This window comes from Streptomyces sp. NPDC107454 (assembly GCF_055582885.1).
The window spans coordinates 35,693-56,327 of sequence record NZ_JBVJPA010000026.1 but is presented as its reverse complement, the minus strand read 5'-3'; the positions used below and the strand labels follow the sequence as shown (position 1 = coordinate 56,327).

The window sequence follows — 20,635 nt, the reverse complement described above, 5'->3', positions numbered from 1 at the left end:
AAGCGCTTAACCTCAGTCCACCCAGCGAGGACCGCCGCGTGCCCACCGACGTCCACCAGCACATCTGGCCGCCCGCCTTCGTCGAGCTACTGCGCGCCCGCACCGCACCGCCGTACCTCGACGGCTGGACCCTGCACCTGGCGGGCGAGCCGCCGTACGAGGTCGACCCGGCCGCCCACGACATCGCGGCCCGCACCGCACTCGCCCACGCCGACGGCCTGGACCTGGCCCTGGTCTCCCTCTCCAGCCCGCTCGGCATCGAACACCTGCCGCCCGCAGAGGCCGCCCCGCTGCTCGCCGCCTTCCACGACGGCGCCCTCGCGCTCCCGGCCCCCTTCGGCGTCTGGGCCTCGCCCTGCCTGTCGGAGCCGGAAACGGCCCCGGACGCGGTCGAGCGCGAACTCCGCCGGGGCTGCGCAGGCCTCCAACTCCCCGCCACCGCCCTGCTGGACGCGGCCGGCTGGGACTTCTGCGCACCCCTCCTCGACGTCCTCACCCGCCACGACAAGCCGCTGTTCGTCCACCCTGGCACGGCCCCGCCCACCCCCGGCACCCCGCCCTGGTGGCCCGCGCTGGTCCCGTACGTCCACCAGATGCACGCGTCCTGGTTCGCCTTCCGCGCCTTCGGCCGCGCCCGCCACCCCCGCCTGCGCGTCTGCTTCGCCGCCCTCGCGGGACTCGCCCCACTGCACGGCGAGCGGTTCGCGGCGCGCGGCGGCGGGCGCGGCGAGGTCGACTTCGACGCCTTCTACGAGACCTCGTCGTACGGGACGCGCGCCGTGGACGCGCTCGTGCGGACCGTCGGCATCGACGTGGTCGTCAGCGGCAGCGACCGCCCCTACGCCTCGCCCACCGTCCCCGACCTCGGCGCGGCCGCCGCCGTCCACGCCCTGCGCACCGTCAACCCCGCCCGCCTCCTGAAGGGAGCCACCCCATGACGTACGAGGCCCTGCCGGACCGCACGCTCGACAAGCGCGAGCTCCAGGCCCTCGTCGACGACCTCGCCACCCGCCCCGAACTCTGGCGCGAACAGGTCGCGTTCTCCGACGAGGAGCGGCACTACGCGTCGCTGTACCGCGACGAGTACGTCGATGTCTGGCTGCTGTGCTGGACCCGGCGCAACGACACCGGCTGGCACGACCACGACATCTCCTCCGGCGCGGTCGGCGTCGTGCAGGGCGCGCTGACCGAGTCCAACCCGCGCATCGGCGGCAGTCATCTGTCCGTCACCGTCGGCGAGGGTGAGTCCTTCTGCTTCGGCCCCGAACACATCCACCGTCTGACCGGCGCCACCGACGACGCCGTGTCGATCCACGCGTACTCGCCGCCGCTGTGGCGCCTGGGCCAGTACGACATCACCGAGGACGGCCTGATGCGCCGGATCTCCGTCTCGTACGCGGACGAGCTGCGACCCCTGGACCTTCCCCTGGACCTTCCCGTGGGCCTTCCCGCGGACAGCTCCGCCGCCTGATCAAGGGGCGGTATCCCGGCAGCGATGATCCGACGACGGTTCAACCAAGGATCATTAAATCGACACTCAGGGTGAATGCTTACGTGCGTACGGTGATTGAGCGCTACAGGCACAACTCCTGAGGGAGCGTCATGCCCTCGAACCGCAGGGCCTTTCTGGCGGCGACCACCGCCTCCCTACTCTCCGCCACCGCGTCGGTTCCAGCCGTCGCCGCGCCCCGATCCCGGCCGGCGACCGCCCGCGCGGCGCTCGACGAACTTCTCGCGGGCAACCGGCGGTACGCCGCCGGGCAGCCCCGTCATCCGCACGAGGAGCGCGCCCGGCGGCATGTCCTCGCCGCCGGGCAGCACCCGTTCGCGGTCGTCATCGGCTGCATCGACTCCCGTGTCCCGCCCGAGCTGGTCTTCGACCAGGGGATCGGGGACCTGCTCTGCATAAGGACCGCCGGGCAGGTGCTCGACGAGGCGGTCCTCGCATCCGTCCAGTACGGGGTGGCGGAGCTGGGCGTTCCCCTCGTGCTGGTGCTGGGGCACGAGCGCTGCGGGGCCGTCGCGGCGACGCTCGAACACCTCCGTACGGGGGCACCCGTGCCCGGCCATCTCGCGCTTCTGGTGGACGAGATCACGCCCGCGGCGCTCCGCACCCGGGCGGTGCCCGGGGACTGGGCCGACCACACCGTACGGGCGCACGCGGCCTGGGTCCGGGACGCGATCCGGGCGGACCCGGCCTTCACCGCGGCGCATGTGGCCGCCGCGCGGTTCGACCTCGACTCCAGCCTGGTCACCCTCCTCCCCTAGAGCTCCCCCCGGGGGGGTGCGACCCAGCGCCAACAGGGGGGCTAACCCCAGTGCCTCGGGGGCCGTCGCTCTCTAACGTGGACAGCATGACCGGTAGGGAAGCGGGCGGCGACGCCGAACTGAAGAAGGAACTCGACGCCACCCTGCACGCGCGCAGGGAGTTGGGCGAGGAGTACGAGTCCGCGCTCGTCGAATCGTTCCTGGAGAAGGTCGAACAGCGTGTCGACGGCGTGGTGGACCGCCGGGTACGGCGGCAGCTGGCCGAGCAGCAGATGGTGGTGGCCCGCGGTGCGCGCTCCCCGCAGGGGACGACCGACTCGTGGGGGGAGCGCTTCGGTTTCGGGATCGTGTCGCTGGTCCTGGCGGTCCCGCTGTCCGCGATCGGCGGCGGCGTGGCGCATCTGCCCGGCCTGCTGGTCGCCTGGGCCGGCATCGTGGGCGTCAACGTGGTCCAGGCCGCGCGCGTCACCCCGAGCTTCTTCGGCCGCCGCAGGAGCAAGGACTCCGACTGGGAGGACTAGGGCCTGTCGCTGGGATCAGGTCGTTTCGGGCGACGGGGCTTGATCAGACCCCGCGGCCCAGGCCTGATCCAAACGACAGGCCCTGGGCGAGCGAGGAGCGTCGGTAGATCGCGACGTACACACGGGAAGGGCCCGGCACCTGACTGGTGCCGGGCCCTTCTCACGTATTGCGCGGGGACCGCCGCACCCCCGTTACCGGGGGGCGGGACGACGGCGGTCCCCGCGAGGGACGCGGGCCGGGTCAGGGCCGGGCTTGCGCGTCCGTGGCGTCCATGGAGGTCCGGGAGCCGCTCCGGAGGTCCTTGGCGCCGTTTTGGCGTCGGCCGGGGCGGGGAGCCGCTCCCGCCCTGCCGACACCCACTAATGTGCCGGACCCGTGTTAAGCGGGTGCTGCGCGGACGTGACGCGCTCGTACCACTTCCGCGAAGTTCCCTGCCGAAAGACAGGAAGATCCCGCTCAGGAGGGGAACTTCGGGAAATATCCTCCTGCCACCTGCGGAAATCGCCCTGACCGGCGCCTTCTTGCCCGGGGGCCGCCCGTCGGCGCCTACTGCTTGGCGCCGCCCTTGGCGAGGAAGGACAGCAGGTCCTGGCGGCTGACGACACCGGTGGGCTTGCCCTCGACGAGGACGATCGCCGCGTCGGCGCTGCCGAGCACCGACATCAGGTCGCCGACCGGTTCGCCGGAGCCGACCTGCGGCAGCGGCGCCGACATGTGCTTCTCCAGCGGGTCCTGCAGCGAGGCGCGCTGGGTGAACAGGGCGTCGAGCAGCTCCCGTTCGACGACGGACCCGACGACCTCGGCGGCCATCACGTCCGGGTGACCGGCGCCCGGCTTGACGATCGGCATCTGGGAGACGCCGTACTCGCGCAGCACCTCGATGGCCTCGCCGACCGTCTCGTCCGGGTGCATGTGGACGAGGGAGGGGATGGAGCCGGACACCTTGTCGTTGAGCACGTCCGCGACGCGCGCGCTCGGGCCGGAGTCCTCCAGGAACCCGTAGTCGGCCATCCACTCGTCGTTGAAGATCTTGCTGAGGTAACCGCGCCCGCTGTCGGGGAGGAGCACGACCACGACGTCGTCGGGTCCGAGCCGCTCGGCCACCCGCAGCGCGGCGACCACGGCCATCCCGCAGGAGCCGCCGACGAGCAGCCCCTCCTCCTTCGCGAGCCGCCGCGTCATCTGGAAGGAGTCCTTGTCGGACACGGCCACGATCTCGTCCGCGACCGTACGGTCGTACGCCGTCGGCCAGAAGTCCTCACCGACGCCCTCGACGAGGTACGGCCGCCCGGACCCGCCCGAGTACACGGACCCCTCCGGGTCGGCGCCGACGACCTTGACCCTGCCGTCGCTCGCGTCCTTCAGATAGCGACCGGTCCCGGAGATCGTGCCGCCGGTGCCGACGCCCGCCACGAAATGGGTGATCCTCCCCTCCGTCTGCTCCCACAGCTCGGGGCCGGTGGAGTGATAGTGCGAGAGGGGGTTGTTCGGGTTGGAGTACTGGTCGGGCTTCCAGGCGCCGGGCGTCTCACGGACCAGCCGGTCGGAGACGTTGTAGTACGAGTCCGGGTGCTCCGGGTCGACGGCCGTGGGGCAGACGACGACCTCGGCGCCGTACGCCCGCAGCACGTTGATCTTGTCCGTGCTCACCTTGTCGGGGCAGACGAAGATGCACTTGTAGCCCTTCTGCTGGGCCACGATGGCCAGCCCGACCCCGGTGTTTCCGCTGGTGGGCTCGACGATCGTGCCGCCGGGCTTGAGGGCGCCGCTCTCCTCCGCGGCCTCGATCATGCGCAGGGCGATGCGGTCCTTCACGGACCCGCCGGGGTTGAAGTACTCAACCTTCGCCAGGACGGTCGCCTGGATGCCTGCGGTCACGTTGTTGAGCCTCACCAGCGGGGTGTTGCCGACGAGGCTGATCATCGAGTCGTGGAATTGCACCGTTGTCTCCGGAGCTGCGTTTCAACAGGAATGGTCCCGTCAGCCTAAGGCCCTGGGTGACGGTTCACTCGCCGTTGAGATTGGCCGACCTGCTCCACGGGGCAAGCAGTGTTTGTACGGCTACGAGGAGGTGGCGGCGACGTATGTCGAGCTTGTCGAGGGCGAGGGTGGCACGGCGGATCGCGGCGGGCGCGGCGTACGGCGGCGGCGGGATCGGGCTGGTGGGTGCGGCGGCGGTCGGGCTGGTGCTGGCGGAGGTGCAGCTGGCGAAGCGCCATGTGGGCAACGGGCACGCGCACGCGCCCCGCGCGGACGGTCTCTACGGGTACGCGTACGCCGTGCAGGACGGGCCGCCGCTGCGGTTGACCATGCTGGGTGACTCGACGGCGGCCGGGCAGGGCGTGCACCGGGCCCGCCAGACGCCCGGCGCGCTGCTGGCGTCCGGGCTCGCGGCGGTCGCCGAACGCCCCGTGGAGATGTGGAACGTCGCGCTGCCCGGCGCCCAGTCCGACGACCTCGACCGGCAGGTCGCGGTCGCCCTCGCGGACACCTCGCGGGTGCCGGACGTCTGCGTGATCATGATCGGTGCCAACGATGTCACCCATCGGATGCCGCCGACGCGGTCGGTCCGCCATCTGTCGGCCGCGGTGCGACGGCTGCGTACGGCGGGGGCGGAGGTGGTCGTCGGGACCTGCCCCGATCTGGGCACGGTGGAGCAGGTCCAGCAGCCGCTGCGCTGGCTGGCCCGGCGCGCCTCGCGCCAGCTCGCCGCCGCGCAGACCATCGGCACGGTCGAGCAGGGCGGCCGTACCGTCTCGCTGGGCGACCTGCTGGGACCCGAGTTCGAGGCGAATCCGCGTGAGCTGTTCGGCCCTGACAACTACCACCCCTCGGCGGAGGGGTACGCGACGGCCGCGATGGCCGTCCTTCCCACCGTCTGCGCGGCGCTGGGCCTCTGGCCGGCCGAGGAGGAACGCCCGGACGTCTCCCGTCGCGAGGGCTTCCTGCCGGTCGCGCGCGCCGCGGCGGAGGCGGCGTCCGAGCCGGGCACGGAGGTCACGGCCGCCATGCCCACGGGGCCGCGGGGCCCGTGGGCCCTCCTCAAGCGCCGCCGGCGCCGGCGCGTTCCCGCCACGGATCCGGCGCCCGCGCCGACGCCGTCCGCGTGAGACGGCGGGTGGCGAGGGTGTGTTTTCTGGCTGCGGGTGCGGGGGGCTCCGGCTGCGGGTACGTGAGGGGTGTGTTCTCCGGCTGCGGGTGTGTGGGGGCTGGTCGCGCAGTTCCCCGCGCCCCTGCGGCGGGCTGCGCCCGAATCCTCCGCCCGCCCGACGTTCTCCGGCTGTCGGCCGGTGGGGGCCGGTGGGGGCCGGTCGCGCAGTTCCCCGCGCCCCTCAAGGCGGGGCTGCGCCCCGATTCCCCGGCGGCCCGGCCTTCTTCGGCTGCCGGTCGGTGGGAGCTTGGCGCGCAGTTCCTCGCGCCCCCCAGGCGGGGCTGCGCCCCGGATTCCGGTGGGCCTGGAAAGCAAGCGCTTAGAAATGCGGTCCTAGTCACACCGTCGGAGCGGTGACCCGGGCGGTACGGGCGGGTAACTTCCCAAGCAGCCCTGCCCGTCCACCCCATAGCGCCCATGGAGCCGTGATGCCCGAAGCCGTGATCGTCTCGACCGCCCGTTCCCCCATCGGCCGCGCTTTCAAGGGCTCCCTCAAGGACCTCCGCCCGGACGACCTCACCGCCACGATCATTCAGGCCGCCCTCGCCAAGGTCCCCGAGCTGGACCCCAAGGACATCGACGACCTGATGCTCGGCTGCGGCCTCCCCGGCGGCGAGCAGGGCAACAACCTCGGCCGCATCGTCGCCGTGCAGATGGGCATGGACCACCTCCCGGGCTGCACCATCACCCGTTACTGTTCCTCGTCCCTCCAGACGAGCCGCATGGCCCTGCACGCCATCAAGGCCGGCGAGGGCGACGTCTTCATCTCGGCCGGCGTCGAGCTGGTCTCCCGCTTCACCAAGGGCAACTCCGACTCCCTCCCCGACACGCGCAACCCCTTCTTCGCGGAGGCCGAGGCCCGCACCGAGGCCGTGGCCCAGTCCGAGGGCTCGACCTGGCACGACCCGCGCGAGGACGGCCTCGTCCCGGACGCCTACATCGCGATGGGCCAGACCGCCGAGAACCTCGCCCGCATCAAGGGCGTCACCCGCCAGGACATGGACGAGTTCGGCGTCCGCTCCCAGAACCTCGCTGAGGAAGCCATCAAGAACGGCTTCTGGGAGCGCGAGATCACCCCGGTCACCACCCCCGACGGCACGGTCGTCAGCAAGGACGACGGCCCGCGGGCGGGCGTGACGCTGGAGGGCGTCCAGGGCCTCAAGCCCGTCTTCCGCCCCGACGGCATGGTCACGGCCGGCAACTGCTGCCCCCTCAACGACGGCGCCGCCGCCCTCGTGATCATGTCCGACACGAAGGCCCGCGAGCTCGGCCTCACCCCGCTCGCCCGCATCGTGTCGACCGGCGTCACCGGCCTCTCCCCCGAGATCATGGGCCTCGGCCCGGTGGAGGCCAGCAAGCAGGCCCTCCAGCGCGCCGGCCTGACCGTCGACGACATCGACCTCTTCGAGATCAACGAGGCCTTCGCCGCCCAGGTGATCCCCTCCTACCGCGACCTGAACATCCCGCTGGACAAGCTGAACGTGAACGGCGGCGCGATCGCCGTCGGCCACCCCTTCGGCATGACCGGCGCCCGCATCACCGGCACCCTCATCAACTCCCTCCAGTTCCACGACAAGCAGTTCGGCCTGGAGACGATGTGCGTGGGCGGCGGCCAGGGCATGGCGATGGTCATCGAGCGCCTCAGCTAGTTCCGTACGGGTGATCACCACTGAGCCCAGCGTGACCGAATCGGCCCAGAGCCCAGTAACCACCGGGACTCTGGGCCGATTTGTGATCCAATCCCCCCCAAGATGTGACCTATCTCCCCCTGGAGAGCGATTTACGCAGGTCAGAGCCGCTACTCAGCTAAACCCGAGGGCCAAAGTCCTGTCCTATTCGTGACGTTACGCACTGACAGCGGGATGGTCCGCCCTTCAAGCTGATGTAGGAAGTCGGGGGGTCGACTTTGAACCGGGAGTACGTCAGTGAGCGCCATGCCAATTGCTTTGCTGCTCACCACCGCCGCGACCGCGGCTGTGGGCGTCGCCGTTCTGCGCACCCTTCAGGGCCTGCGCCGGCAGGTCGCGGCCCTGCACAAGGAGCTGGCCGAGACCCGCGCCACGACCGTCCCGCACGGCCTCGTACCGGCGGCGCGCTCGGCCGCGGACACGGACGAGATACGCGCTGCCGTCGCCGACGCGCTCGCCGAGGAGCGGGAGCGTGAGCTCGCCGAGGCACGGGCGTTCTGGGCGGCCCAGGAGGCACGTGACGTCTCGGACGCGCCCTCGCTGCTCGGTCTGCCCGACAGCGAACTGTTCATGCCCCGCGAGTCGGACTTCTTGAGCCTGGAGTCCCTGGAGCCGGTCACCGAGGCGGGCCTCGACGCCGACGAGTTCGCCGGTGACTCGCCCGAACTGGCCGCGGCCCGCCGCCGTCACCCCTCGCACCCGGACTTCGTCCCGGTCCAGTCACCCGTCGTGAACGACCACGAGCGCACGGTGTCCTGCCTGGAGGAGCTCGCCGAGTCCGGCACGGAGCTGGCGGACGTCCGCCCCGGCCCGCTCGGCACCCTCGACGTCTACGTCTTCGCCGACGGTACGACCCTGTGCATGACCCCCGGCCACCGCGAAACCGCCGAACGGCTGGCCGCGGCCCTGCGCGCCGGTGAATCCCCGGTCCTCCTCGGCGGCTCCGGCGTCTCCGGCGCCTACGCCCTGACCTTCGCCTGCGGCGAGGAGAGCATCTACATCCTGGCGGACAGGGTCATAGCGTCCCTGTAGGCCCCCGCGGGTCCCTGAAGGCCCCTGTAGGCCCCCGCAGGTCCCTGAACCGGCGTCACACCCCGGCCCTCTTCTGCGCCTCCTCCACCAACATCAACGCCTCCGCGAGCTCCCGCTCGTCTTTCAGGACGACCGCCACATCATGCGCGGCGACGGTGATTTGATCGGCGACGGCGAACATCCCCGCGTCCGGCATCTCCAAGGGCTCAGCCGCGGGGTCCTCCACACGCTGCGCCCACCGTGCCAACTCCCTGGCCAGCCCCAGCGCCTCCGCGGCGGCCCCCCGTTGCAGCCGGCTCTGCGGTGCGGCCCGCAACCGGTCGGCGAAGTGGTCCACGGCTCGGGTCAGCGGCGTCGTATCAAGCACGCCGCGAGACTACGCGCCGCGACGGGACTGTTGCCAACAACCGAACCCTCAGGCACCGTGGCGTGAAGGACCGGCTTACACCCCATTGCGTCCGGAGGCGCCGATGTCCCAAGTGTTCTCCCAGGAGACCCACCGCAATCTGCTCGCCCGCATTCCCCATTGCACCGGTCGTGAAGTGTCCGACTGGCTGCGCACCGTCGACGAAGGCCCCGCTCTCTTCCGCTTCGAGGAGAAGGTCAGCTGGCTCCGCGCCGAGCACAATCTCGCGTACGGCCACGCCAAGGCGATCATTCATGAGTACGACTTGAGGAGGGCCGCGCGCAAACTGCTCTGAGCGCGCACCACCACCAGGACCAGGCATCCCCATGGCAAAGGGCCCGCGAACCGTCGGTTCGCGGGCCCTTCAGGTCGGTCACCGGCCCGTTCGGCCGGCGGGGTCGGCTAGTCGTCGCCGCTGAAGATGGCGACCAGACGCAGCATCTCGACGTAGATCCACACGAGGGTCATGGTCAGGCCGAACGCGGCCAGCCAGGCCTCCTCCTTCGGCGCGCCGTACGCGATGCCGTCCTCGATCTGCTTGAAGTCGAGGGTCAGGAAGAACGCGCCGATCAGGATCGCCAGGATGCCGACGATCGCGCCCAGCGGGCCCATGCTGCGCAGTCCGCCGTCGTTGGCCACGCCGAAGACGACGAGCAGCAGGTTGACCGCCGTGACGACCACGAAGGCGATCGCGATGGTCATACCGATGCGCGCGTACCGCGCGGTCACCCGGACCCAGCCCGCCTTGTAGACGAGGAGGGTCGCTCCGGATACCGCCATGGTGCCGAGCACGGCCTGGAAGGGCGCGCCGCTCCACCGGCTGTTGTACATCTCGCTGATGACCCCGAGGAAGACGCCCTCGAAGGCGGCGTAACCGAGGATCAGCGCGGGCGAGGCCGTGCGCTTGAAGGACTGCACCATCGCGAGGACGAACGCGACGAGCGCGGCGCCGATGGCGAGCCCGTAGCTGGTGCTGGACACCGGAAGCAGCGCCCAGGCGAGGATCGCGCCCACGGTGACGGTGCCGAGCGTCATGGCCGAGCGCATGACGACGTCGTCCATCGTCATCCGGCCGGTGGAGACCGGGGCCTGCGGCGGTGCGCCGTGCTGCAGGTCCTGCTGGGCGTAAGGGTTCTGCGCGTACGGGTTGCCCTGGGCGTACGGGTTGGCCTGCGTGCCGACAGCGGGTCCCCCGGCCTGCGGCGCCGCGTTGAAGCCCGCGTAGCCGTTGTCGCGGCTGAACCCCCGTCGCGAGAAGACCGGGTTGCTGCTCCTCATTTCACTCCTCCATGGCCACCGTGCGTGGCCTTGGCTCAAGGGTAATGGGTAGGCAAAGGATTGACCCTACTGCTTGGGGAGGATCTTTCCCTCACGCTGCCAAGGTACGCGCGTGTCTCCCGGCCCGCGCGCACTGGTACCAAGCCGTGACAGGCCCCCTACGCCCTGCTGGGCGGGGTCTCGGGGCTCTGGCGGCGATCAGTCCAGGGGAAACCCGGTGTAACCCTCCGCCAGGTCCGTCTCGGCCGCCCGTGAAGTGGCGATCCGGCGCAGCCGGGCCAGCTGGACGCGGTCCTCGAAGGGGGTGGCGTCCGGGGCGCGGTGCAGCAGGGTGGTCATGTCGTACGAGAACCGCTCGGCCTGCCAGACGCGGCGCAGACAGGTCTCGGAGTACGCGTCGAGACGTTCCGCCGATCCGGTCTCCTCCAGGTGGACCAACGCGCGGGCGAACGTCACCACGTCGCCGACGGCGAGGTTGAGTCCCTTGGCGCCGGTCGGCGGAACGATGTGGGCGGCGTCCCCGGCGAGGAAGAGCCGCCCGTGCCGCATGGGCTCGTGGACGTGACTGCGCATCGGGGTGACGGACTTGGAGGTGATGGCCCCGCGCTCCAGACTCCACCCGTCGGCGGTCTCGAAGCGCCGCTCCAGCTCGTCCCAGATCTCCTCGTCCGCCCACGAACCGGCGTCCGTGCCCTCGGGCACCTGGAGGTAGAGCCGGGAGACGGCGGGCGAGCGCATGCTGAGCAGGGCGAAGCCGCGGTCGTGGCGGGCGTAGACCAGTTCGTCGTGGGAGGGCGGCACGTCGGCGAGGATCCCGAGCCAGCTGAAGGGGTACGTCCGCTCGAACACGCGGGAGTGCTCGGCGGGTATCGCCCGCCTGGCCACCCCCCAGAACCCGTCGCAGCCGACGACGTAGTCGCACTCCAGTACGTCCTCGCGCCCCTCGTGCCGGAAGCGGACCCGCGGCCGCTGGCTCTCCGCCCCCTCCACCGCCAGCGCCTCGGCCTCGAAGAGCAGCGGGCCGCCCTCCTCGAGCTGGAGCGCGATGAGGTCCTTGCAGACCTCCGTCTGGGCGTACACCATGACGGAGCTGCCGCCGGTCAGGGCGGGGAAGTCGACCCGGTGCCGCTCCCGCGCGAACCGCAGCTCGATCCCGTCGTGCCGCAGCCCCTCCCGGTCCATCCGGCCGCCGGCCCCGGCGGCCCGCAGCACGTCCACCGTCCCCTGCTCCAGGATCCCGGCGCGCTGGCGCTGCTCGACGTAGGCCCGGTCGCGGCTCTCCAGCACGACGGAGTCGATCCCCGCGTTGTGCAGCAGCCGCGCCAGCAGCAGGCCGGCCGGCCCGGCTCCGATGATTCCGACGGTGGTTCGCATCCGGCACGCCCCTTCGCGTTCCGCTCAGCCCGCAGTCCGGCTTGCTCGCCCGACGGGCTTGTTCGTCTGGTGAAAATTACTTCACCATTTTCTGACGCGAGTCTGCGACGGCACGCGCTTGCTGTCAACGGTTCACGATGAAGTCGCCGAAGACGCCCCCGAGGGACGCAAAAGGACAGAAGGGTCGGAGGTGCCCGGAACCGGACTTGAACCGGTACGCCCGCGAGGGGCAGCGAGGTTTAAGCTCGCCGTGTCTGCATTCCACCATCCGGGCAGGCCATGGGCTCCGCATTGAGGTTCCGAGCCTATCGGGGCGCATCCCTCGAACAGCGGACGAGCGAACCGATGTTGTCTTATTTTATTGACGTCTGAGGGTGCATCAGCCCCCGGTACGGGCCATCCGCACTTGCCAATAGCCTTTCGGGCGGCACAGACCCGCGTATACGGAATGACGGAATTTCACCGTCCGAACGGACGCACCCACAGGAGTCGTACCCGTACGGCGCTCGGGAAGCACTCAGGGAGCACTCAGGGCGCGCCCTCATCCCCAGGTATGACAAGACCGCCCGCGGTCCGACCCGAGGCTGCCCCCGGAACCAGAACAGCGGCTGACTCCAAGGCGCCGAACGGCCGCGAGGATGGGACACGTCCCCAGAAACACCGTCGTCCCGACAGGAGCACCCTCCCGTGACCACCACGCCCCTCGCCGACCGGGCCACCACCGTGGCCGCCCGCGCCACGGAACTGTCGAAGGTCTACGGACAGGGCGAGACCCAGGTGGTCGCCCTCGACCGGGTCTCCGTCGACTTCCGGCAGGCCGAGTTCACCGCGATCATGGGCCCCTCGGGGTCCGGCAAGTCCACGCTGATGCACTGCGTGGCGGGCCTCGACACCTTCTCCTCCGGCTCCGTGCGCATCGGCGAGACCGAGCTCGGCTCCCTCAAGGACAAGCAGCTCACCAAGCTCCGCCGGGACAAGATCGGCTTCATCTTCCAGGCGTTCAACCTGCTGCCGACGCTGACGGCCCTGGAGAACATCACCCTCCCGATGGACATCGCGGGCCGCAAGCCCGACCGCGAGTGGCTGGACAAGGTCATCACGATGATCGGTCTCTCCGACCGCCTCAGCCACCGGCCCTCCCAGCTCTCCGGCGGCCAGCAGCAGCGCGTCGCCGTCGCCCGCGCGCTCGCCTCCCGGCCCGACATCATCTTCGGCGACGAGCCGACCGGAAACCTCGACTCGCGCTCTGGTGCGGAGGTGCTGGGCTTCCTGCGCAACTCGGTACGGGAGTTGGGGCAGACCGTGGTGATGGTGACCCACGACCCGGTGGCGGCTGCGTACGCGGACCGGGTGGTCTTCCTCGCGGACGGACGGATCGTGGACGAGGTGTACGGACCGACGGCGGACTCCGTCCTGGACCGCATGAAGCAGTTCGACGCCAAGGGCCGCACCAGCTGACCGAGGGCGTCCGCCCTCCGGACCCCCGCATCGGCCTGAACGGCCTCGTCCGCGAGCGCCGGACGGGCTGAAGATGCGCGCAGCGCCCCCTCAGGGGCGCGGGGAACCGCGCGAGCAGCCCTCACCGGCCCGCGCACAAGGCCACACCCTCCGCCTGCCGACCGCCTCACCCTCCTGGACTGAGAAACCCCATGTTCCGAACCGCCTTGCGCAACGTGCTCGCGCACAAGGCCAGGCTCCTGATGACCGTGCTCGCCGTAATGCTCGGCGTGGCGTTCGTATCGGGCACCCTGGTCTTCACCAACACCATCTCCGACGCCTACCAGAAGAGCTCCGCCAAGGGCTTCGGCCAGGTGGACGTCGCCATCCAGCCCAAGACCCAGGACGACAAGGGCGACAAGGTCGGCAAGGAGCAGAAGCTCACGCAGGCACTGCTGGAGAAGGCCTCCAAGGCCCCCGGCGCCGGCACCACCATGGGCGTGGTGACCGGCTTCACCGCGATAGCGGACAAGGACGGCAAACTCGTCGGCAGCGGCTTCCAGTCGCAGGGCGGCAACTACTGGGGCACCAAGGACGCCCGCTACCCGCTGACCAGCGGCCACGCGCCCCAGGGCAAGAACGAGGTCGCGATCGACTCGGAGACCGCGAGGCGCGCGGGCTACAAGGTCGGCGACACCGTACGGCTGTCCGTCGACGGCCCCGTCCTCGCTCCCACCGTCGCCGGCGTCTTCACCACCGACGACGGCAATGTCGCGGCCGGCGGCAGCCTCGCCCTCTTCGACACGGCGACCGCGCAGCAGCTCTTCCACCGCGTCGGCGAGTACGACGAGATCGACGTGAAGGCCGCGTCCGGCACCAGCCAGACCGCCCTGCGCGCCGCCCTCGACCAGGTCGTCCCGAAGGGCGTCGCCTCCACCACCACCGGCAAGCAGCTCGCCGACGACCAGGCGAGCGCGATCGCCTCCGCGATGAGCGGCATGAAGACGGGCCTGCTGGTCTTCGCGGGCATCGCACTGTTCGTCGGTACGTTCATCATCGCCAACACCTTCACCATGCTGGTCGCCCAGCGCACCAAGGAACTCGCCCTGCTGCGCGCCGTCGGCGCCTCCCGCCGCCAGGTCACCCGCTCCGTGCTCGTCGAGGCCTTCGTCGTCGGCGCGGTCGCCGCGGTGGCGGGTCTGCTCGCGGGCATCGGCATCGGCGCGGGCATGCGCTCGCTGATGGGCTCGCTCGGCGCCACCGTCCCCGACGGCCCGCTGGTGATCTCGCCCGGCACGATCGCCACGGCCCTGCTCGTCGGCATCCTCATCACCATGCTGGCCGCCTGGCTGCCCGGCCGTCGCGCCGCGAAGATCCCGCCGGTCGCCGCGATGAGCAGCGTGCACGCGCAGGCGACGACAAAGTCCCTGGTCGTACGGAACACGCTCGGCGCCCTGTTCGCCGCGGCCGGCGTCGCCGTCGTCCTGTACGCGACGACCATGAGCGGCTCGGACGGCCAGGCCCCGATGGGTCTCGGCGCGGTCCTCCTCATCATCGGCGTCTTCGTGCTGACCCCGCTGCTCTCCCGCCCTCTGATCGCGGCCGCGGCCCCGGTGCTCCGTGTCTTCGGGGTCTCCGGCAAGCTGGCCCGCCAGAACTCGGTGCGCAACCCGCGCCGTACGGCCGCCACCGCCTCCGCCCTGATGATCGGGCTCACCCTGATCACCGGTATGACGGTGATGGCGGGCAGCCTGCAGAAGTCGATCGACAAGATGGCCAGCTCCGCGATCAAGGCGGACTACATCGTGTCCATGGCGAACCGCAACTCGCTCTCCCCCGACGTGGCGAAGACCCTTTCCACCCTCGACGGTGTCACCGACACCAGCCCGCTGCGCACCTCCCCCTCGCGCATCGACGGCAAGTCCGAGGTGCTGGCGGGCGTCAACGGCGAGTCCATCGCCAAGCTCACCGACCTCACGTTCGACGAGGGCGCCTTCAAGGTCGGCGGCACGCAGGTCGTCGTGGACGACGACACCGCCAAGTCGCACGGATGGAAGGCCGGTTCGGACCTCTCGGTCTCCTACGAGGACGGCAAGAAGCAGCGCCTGACCGTCGTCGGGATCTACCAGGGCAACATGATGATCAACGGCATCATGGTCGACAACGCGACGCTCTCCCCGCACCTGACGGACGTCGCCGACATGCAGGTCATGGTGAAGACGGCCGACGGCACGTCCGACGCGACCAAGAGCAAGCTGGAGAAGGCCCTCGGCGACAACCCGGCCGTCCAGGTCCAGGACAAGAAGGACATCTCCAACGGCATCGCGACGATGTTCACCCTGATCCTGAACATGCTGTACGGCCTGCTCGCCATGGCGGTCATCGTCGCCGTCCTCGGTGTCATCAACACCCTGGCCATGTCGGTCTTCGAGCGCTCCCAGGAGATCGGGATGCTCCGCGCGATCGGCCTCGACCGCAAGGGCATCAAGCGGATGGTCCGCCTGGAGTCCCTGGTCATCTCGCTCTTCGGCGGCGTGCTCGGCATCGGCCTGGGCGTGTTCTTCGGCTGGGCGGCCGGCGAGCTCGTCGGCAGCAAGATGTCGACGTACGAACTGGTCCTGCCCTGGGGCCGGATGGCTCTCTTCCTGCTCCTCGCGGGCACGGTCGGCGTGCTGGCCGCGCTGTGGCCGGCCCGCCGGGCGTCCCGCCTGAACATGCTGTCGGCGATCAAGTCGGAGTAGCGGAGAACCGGTCACGAGCGTCGGGGCCCCGTTCCGGATCGGAACGGGGCCCCGGTCGTCGGCGGACCAGTGTCAGTGGGCCGGGTTCCAGGTCCTGGCCCGCAGGGGCATTCCGGCGGCGCCGGAGGGCTCGGGGGTCCTGATCGCCAGTACCTGGTTGACGCCGATGCGATTGCGCTCGAAGGCGACCGCGGAAGCCGCCATGTACAGACGCCAGACACGGGCGCGGCCCGGACCCGTGAGCGCCACGGCCCGCGCCCACTGCGCCTCCAGGTTGGTGACCCAGCGGCGGAGCGTGAGGGCGTAGTGCTCGCGGATCGACTCGACGTCGCGGACCTCGAACCCGGCGCGTTCCAGCTGGGTGACGGTCGTGCCGATGGGTGCGAGCTCGCCGTCCGGGAAGACGTAGGCGTCGATGAACTCGTCGACGTCGTACGCCGATTCGTCCCGCCGGGGCGGCCGTGCGATCTGGTGGTTGAGCAACCGCCCGCCCGGCTTGAGGAGGCGGTACAGCACCTCGGCGTACTCCAGGTAGCGCTCGGCGCCCACGTGTTCGGCCATGCCGATGGAGGAGATCGCGTCGTACGGCCCGTCGGCGACGTCCCGGTAGTCCTGCACCCGGATCTCCACCCGGTCGGTCAGCCCCTCGTCCGCGACCCGCTTACGGGCGTACGCGGCCTGCTCGTGCGAGAGCGTGACCCCGACGACGCTCACGCCGTGCTCACGGGCGGCGTGGATCGCCATCGAGCCCCAGCCGCAGCCGACGTCGAGGAGCCGCTGCCCCGGGCTCAGATCGAGCTTCTGCGCGATGAGTTCCAGCTTGTCGCGCTGGGCGTCCTCGAGGGTTCCGCCGTCCTCCCAGTAGGCGCACGAGTAGACCATCGAGGGCCCGAGGACGATCTCGTAGAAGTCGTTGCCCACGTCGTAGTGGTGGCTGATGGCGCGCTGGTCGCTGCGCTTGGTGTGGAGGTGGCGGCGGCGCCTGCGCATCTCTTCCGGGGGCGGGCTGGGCGGCAACGGAAGGCCGCCCATCTTCACCAGTCCACGCACGGCGGCCCGTACCTCCGGATCACGCAGGGCCTCCGCGAGGCCCCGCGCGTCCTCGCCCCGGTCCCAGACGAGCCCCGACAGCAGGTCGAGCGCGGTGTAGAGGTCGCCCTCCACCCCCAGGTCCCCGGCGACCCAGGCCCGGGCGAGCCCCACCTCACCCGGTTTCCACAGCAGCCGGCGCAGGGCGCGCCGGTTGCGGACGACAACGGCGGGGGCGCCGGGAGGGCCCGCTTCCGAGCCGTCCCAGGCGCGGATGCGGATCGGGAGCGGGGCCCCCACCAACTGTTCGACAAGGCTCTTCAGCCGCAGCGCGGCGTCCTGCATGGCGTACACCTCCGAGACAACACTCCCGAACGCTCCAACACCACGTAAACACCAACCGGCCTCGCGCGCAGTCCCCCTTCCGCGTTACAGCTGAGCAAAATACTTGTACCCACCATGTTCTTTCGCGGGGGTGAAAGGGGGCGCGCACTCCAAAACGCCGGGCGCCCCGAGGCTTTCAGGGGCGCGGGGAACTGCACGACCGGCGCCCACCGGCCCGCGGCCGAACAACGCCAAAGGGACCCCCCGCACCACGGATGGCGGGAGGTCCCTCAGGGACGAACAGGTGACCGGAGGTCAGGAGGCCTTGGCCTTCTCCTCGGTCTTGGCGGCGGCCGGAGCCGAGGCGGCGGCCGGAGCCGGAGCCGGCTTCGCAGCCTCGTAGAACTCCTCACGAGGAGTCTCCATCGCACCGAGCGAGACGACCTCACGCTTGAGGAACATCGCGAGCGTCCAGTCGGCGAAGACCCGGATCTTACGGTTCCACGTCGGCATCGCCAGACCGTGGTAGCCGCGGTGCATGTACCACGCCAGACGGCCCTTGACCTTGATCTTCATCTTGCCCATGACGATCATCGCGACGCCCTTGTGCAGGCCGAGACCCGCGACGGCGCCCTTGTTGGCGTGCGAGTACTCCTTCTGCGGGAAGCCCCGCATGCCGGAGACCACGTTGTCGCCGAGGACCTTCGCCTGACGGAGCGCGTGCTGCGCGTTCGGCGGGCACCAGGCGTTCTCGACCCCGGCCTTGCGCGCGGCGACGTCCGGCACCTGGGCGTTGTCGCCGGCGGCCCAGATGTAGTCCGTGCCCTGCACCTGGAGGGTGGTCTGGGTGTCCACGTGACCACGCGGGCCGAGCGGCAGACCGAAGCGGGAGAGGACGGGGTTCGGCTTGACGCCGGCCGTCCACACGATGGTGTTGGAGTCGACCTCGAGGCCGTTCTTCAGCACGACGTGGCCGTCGACGCAGGAGTCCATGGAGGTGGAGAGGTAGATCTCCACACCGCGGCCCTCCAGGTGCTCCTTGCCGTACTGGCCGAGCTTGGGGCCGACCTCGGGGAGGATCTTGTCCGCGGCGTCGACGAGGATGAAGCGCATGTCCTCGCGGGACACGTTGGTGTAGTACTTCGACGCGTCGCGGGCCATGTCCTCGACCTCGCCGATGGTCTCCGCACCCGCGAAGCCACCGCCCACGAAGACGAAGGTGAGCGCCTTGCGGCGGATGTCCTCGTCCGTGGTCGAGTCAGCCTTGTCGAGCTGCTCCAGGACGTGGTTGCGCAGGCCGATGGACTCCTCGATGCCCTTCATACCGATGCCCTGTTCGGCGAGGCCGGGGATCGGGAAGGTGCGGGAGACCGCGCCCATCGCGATGACGAGGTAGTCGAAAGGCAGCTCGTACGCCTCGCCCACGAGGGGGGCGATCGTGGCGACCTTGCGGTCCTGGTCGATGGTGGTGACCCGGCCGGTGAGGACCTCCGCCTTGGGCAGGACGCGTCGCAACGGGACGACGACATGCCGAGGGGAGATGCTGCCGGCGGCGGCTTCGGGGAGGAAGGGCTGGTAGGTCATGTACGACCGGGGGTCGACGACCGTGACGGTCGCCTCGCCGTAGCGCATCTTCTTGAGAATGCGCCGAGCTGCGTACAGGCCTACGTACCCACCGCCTACTACGAGGATCCTGGGACGCTCCGTGGTGCTCATGCCATCGAGTATCCACCCGCCCCTGGAGGGTCGCTCGTGCGCCCCTTCACAAGCTTGGGTGGGCCCTCTGCTACACTGCGCCGCTCACGTGACCCAGGTCATGGCGGCGAGAGGGAACCACCGTGTAGTGGCGACCGTTGTCAACACCGCTTGAGCTGCCGCTCCGGGTGTCGAACCGGTCGAACCACCCCTCCGCTTCACCCGCCGGAAACACTCCCGGAACACTCCGTTGAGCACCCTCCCGAGCCTGGTGAGCACCCCAGGAGCACTCAAGGGGGCCCATCGTCCCCCCACAGGGCCGAATTCCTTGTGAAGAACTTCACGAAGTTTTCCGGCGGCGTGTCGCCGAGAGGGCCCGAATGGCCCCCTGGGCGCGCTCATACGTTATCCGACCTGCTCAAGGGAGGCTACCAGCGGGTAGTAAAGGCTCCCTCGCCTCATGAGCCGTACGCGGAAACGGCACCCCTCGGCCCCGTCCGGTCAGCCCCTCAGGCGATGGACCACGCGATCCCGTCCAGGATGTCGTGTTCGCTCACCACGACCTCGGCCGCACCGATCCGCTCCATGATCGCGAGCAGGACGAGGGCGCCGGCGGCGATGACGTCGACGCGCCCCGGGTGCATGGAAGGGATCGCGGCGCGCTCGGCGTGGGTGGAGGCCAGCAGCCGCTCGGTGATCTCGCGGACCTTCTCGTACGGGAAGCGGGAGTGGTGGATGGCGGCCGAATCGTAGGCGGGGAGGTCCAGCGCGATGGCCGCGACCGTGGTGACCGAACCCGCGAGGCCGACGAGCGTGTGGGCCTCGTGCAACGGGACCGTCCGCTCGGCGAGGTCGAGCGCCGCCTCGATGTCGGCGCGGATGGCCTCGATCTCGGCGGGGGTCGGCGGGTCGCTGACGACCCCGTCGTGCACGAGGTGCCGCTCGGTCATCCGTACGCAGCCGATGTCCACGGAGCGGGCGGCGCGCGCGTGGTCGTCACCGACGACCAGTTCGGTGGACCCGCCGCCGATGTCGACGACCAGGTAGGGCCTGGCGAGGTCGTGCCGGCCCGTCAGTTCCTTGGTCGCGCCGGTGAAGGAGAACTCGGCCTCCTCGTCGCCGGTGATGACCTCGGGCTCGACGCCCAGGATGTCCAGCACGCCGCGTACGAACTCGTCGCGGTTCTCCGCGTCGCGGGAGGCGGAGGTCGCCACGAAGCGCAGGCGCTCCGCGCCGTGCCGCTTGATGATCGCCGCGTACTCGCGGCAGGCCGCGAAGGTGCGCTCCAGAGCCTCGGGGGCGAGGCGTCCGGTGCGGTCGACGCCCTGGCCGAGCCGGACGATCGTCATCCGGCGGTCCAGATCGACGAGTTCTCCCGTCACCGGGTTCGCGTCGGCGACGAGGAGCCGGATCGAATTCGTACCGCAGTCGATGGCGGCGACCCTGGTCATCGGTTGTTGTCTCCTGCTCGTGAATTCGTTTCGACGACGTACGACCGAGGCGCACGGAGTACCGGGGGCGCGGGGAACCGCGCGCTCAACCCCCACCGGCCCGCGGACAAAGCACTCCGGGCGCACGGGACATCGGGGCGAAGCCCCGCCCCGGGGGCGCGGGGAACTGCGCGCCCAGCCCCCACCCACCCGCGGACAAAGCACTCCGGGCGCACGGGACATCGGGGCGAAGCCCCGCC

At 70.5% G+C, this 20,635-nt stretch carries 17 protein-coding genes and 1 tRNA gene; 10 read left to right on the top strand and 8 right to left on the bottom strand.

From position 1 onward, the window contains the following. The first annotated feature begins 38 nt into the window (after window positions 1-38). The 4 genes from ACZ69M_RS45450 to ACZ69M_RS45435 all read left to right on the top strand — a co-directional run bounded on the left by ACZ69M_RS45450 (window position 39) and on the right by ACZ69M_RS45435 (window position 2,789). Complete coding sequence (locus tag ACZ69M_RS45450; protein WP_470059552.1) at window positions 39-938, top strand: amidohydrolase family protein; 900 nt, start codon at window positions 39-41, stop codon at window positions 936-938. Next, the gene (locus ACZ69M_RS45445) at window positions 935-1,471 is read left to right on the top strand and encodes a cysteine dioxygenase (RefSeq protein ID WP_470059550.1); all 537 of its coding nucleotides are present in this window, start codon (window positions 935-937) and stop codon (window positions 1,469-1,471) included. Before ACZ69M_RS45450 ends, ACZ69M_RS45445 begins: the two co-directional genes overlap by 4 nt. Before the next feature lie 131 nt (window positions 1,472-1,602). Further along, window positions 1,603-2,268, top strand: coding sequence for a carbonic anhydrase (locus ACZ69M_RS45440; protein WP_470059549.1), 666 nt, complete (start codon window positions 1,603-1,605; stop codon window positions 2,266-2,268). Between the two features lie 86 nt (window positions 2,269-2,354). Then, window positions 2,355-2,789, top strand: a complete 435-nt coding sequence (locus tag ACZ69M_RS45435) for a hypothetical protein (protein ID WP_470059547.1) — start codon at window positions 2,355-2,357, stop codon at window positions 2,787-2,789. 547 nt (window positions 2,790-3,336) lie between these two features. Here ACZ69M_RS45435 and ACZ69M_RS45430 read toward each other — a convergent pair. Continuing rightward, window positions 3,337-4,731 (bottom strand): cystathionine beta-synthase, encoded by a 1,395-nt coding sequence (locus tag ACZ69M_RS45430; protein WP_470059546.1) that lies wholly within the window; start codon window positions 4,729-4,731, stop codon window positions 3,337-3,339. 143 nt (window positions 4,732-4,874) lie between these two features. On the opposite strand from ACZ69M_RS45430, the gene ACZ69M_RS45425 reads away from it, so the two are divergent. The 3 genes from ACZ69M_RS45425 to ACZ69M_RS45415 all read left to right on the top strand — a co-directional run bounded on the left by ACZ69M_RS45425 (window position 4,875) and on the right by ACZ69M_RS45415 (window position 8,661). Continuing rightward, window positions 4,875-5,900 (top strand): SGNH/GDSL hydrolase family protein, encoded by a 1,026-nt coding sequence (locus tag ACZ69M_RS45425; RefSeq protein WP_470059544.1) that lies wholly within the window; start codon window positions 4,875-4,877, stop codon window positions 5,898-5,900. 469 nt (window positions 5,901-6,369) lie between these two features. Further along, window positions 6,370-7,590, top strand: coding sequence for an acetyl-CoA C-acetyltransferase (locus ACZ69M_RS45420; protein WP_054237276.1), 1,221 nt, complete (start codon window positions 6,370-6,372; stop codon window positions 7,588-7,590). A gap of 285 nt (window positions 7,591-7,875) precedes the next feature. Continuing rightward, window positions 7,876-8,661, top strand: coding sequence for a hypothetical protein (locus ACZ69M_RS45415; protein ID WP_470059542.1), 786 nt, complete (start codon window positions 7,876-7,878; stop codon window positions 8,659-8,661). Between the two features lie 55 nt (window positions 8,662-8,716). Here ACZ69M_RS45415 and ACZ69M_RS45410 read toward each other — a convergent pair whose 3' ends face one another. After that, window positions 8,717-9,028 (bottom strand): hypothetical protein, encoded by a 312-nt coding sequence (locus tag ACZ69M_RS45410; RefSeq protein ID WP_470059540.1) that lies wholly within the window; start codon window positions 9,026-9,028, stop codon window positions 8,717-8,719. Window positions 9,029-9,131: 103 nt separating this feature from the next. On the opposite strand from ACZ69M_RS45410, the gene ACZ69M_RS45405 reads away from it, so the two are divergent. Next, a complete protein-coding gene (locus ACZ69M_RS45405) occupies window positions 9,132-9,362 on the top strand; it encodes a DUF4287 domain-containing protein (protein ID WP_054237274.1) in 231 nt (76 codons plus the stop codon). 107 nt (window positions 9,363-9,469) lie between these two features. On the opposite strand, the gene ACZ69M_RS45400 is transcribed toward ACZ69M_RS45405, so the two are convergent. From ACZ69M_RS45400 to ACZ69M_RS45390, 3 genes are all read right to left on the bottom strand, one after another. Beyond that, window positions 9,470-10,345 (bottom strand): Bax inhibitor-1/YccA family protein, encoded by an 876-nt coding sequence (locus ACZ69M_RS45400; RefSeq protein WP_095854246.1) that lies wholly within the window; start codon window positions 10,343-10,345, stop codon window positions 9,470-9,472. Window positions 10,346-10,543: 198 nt separating this feature from the next. After that, window positions 10,544-11,719: a 4-hydroxybenzoate 3-monooxygenase gene (locus tag ACZ69M_RS45395; protein ID WP_470059538.1), complete on the bottom strand. Its 1,176-nt coding sequence runs from the start codon at window positions 11,717-11,719 to the stop codon at window positions 10,544-10,546. Between the two features lie 191 nt (window positions 11,720-11,910). Then, window positions 11,911-11,993 (bottom strand) — tRNA-Leu (locus tag ACZ69M_RS45390). A 413-nt stretch (window positions 11,994-12,406) separates the two neighbouring features. On the opposite strand from ACZ69M_RS45390, the gene ACZ69M_RS45385 reads away from it, so the two are divergent. Further along, window positions 12,407-13,177, top strand: a complete 771-nt coding sequence (locus tag ACZ69M_RS45385; protein WP_352044385.1) for an ABC transporter ATP-binding protein — start codon at window positions 12,407-12,409, stop codon at window positions 13,175-13,177. Between the two features lie 191 nt (window positions 13,178-13,368). Continuing rightward, window positions 13,369-15,897 (top strand): ABC transporter permease, encoded by a 2,529-nt coding sequence (locus ACZ69M_RS45380; protein ID WP_470059535.1) that lies wholly within the window; start codon window positions 13,369-13,371, stop codon window positions 15,895-15,897. A 72-nt stretch (window positions 15,898-15,969) separates the two neighbouring features. Here the strand turns inward: ACZ69M_RS45380 and ACZ69M_RS45375 are convergent, their stop codons facing one another. From ACZ69M_RS45375 to ACZ69M_RS45365, 3 genes are all read right to left on the bottom strand, one after another. Continuing rightward, window positions 15,970-17,271, bottom strand: coding sequence for a class I SAM-dependent methyltransferase (locus ACZ69M_RS45375; protein ID WP_470059533.1), 1,302 nt, complete (start codon window positions 17,269-17,271; stop codon window positions 15,970-15,972). A gap of 294 nt (window positions 17,272-17,565) precedes the next feature. Then, window positions 17,566-18,966, bottom strand: coding sequence for an NAD(P)/FAD-dependent oxidoreductase (locus ACZ69M_RS45370; protein ID WP_470059531.1), 1,401 nt, complete (start codon window positions 18,964-18,966; stop codon window positions 17,566-17,568). Window positions 18,967-19,454: 488 nt separating this feature from the next. Beyond that, window positions 19,455-20,396, bottom strand: a complete 942-nt coding sequence (locus ACZ69M_RS45365; protein WP_470059529.1) for a Ppx/GppA phosphatase family protein — start codon at window positions 20,394-20,396, stop codon at window positions 19,455-19,457. Window positions 20,397-20,635: the final 239 nt, after the last annotated feature.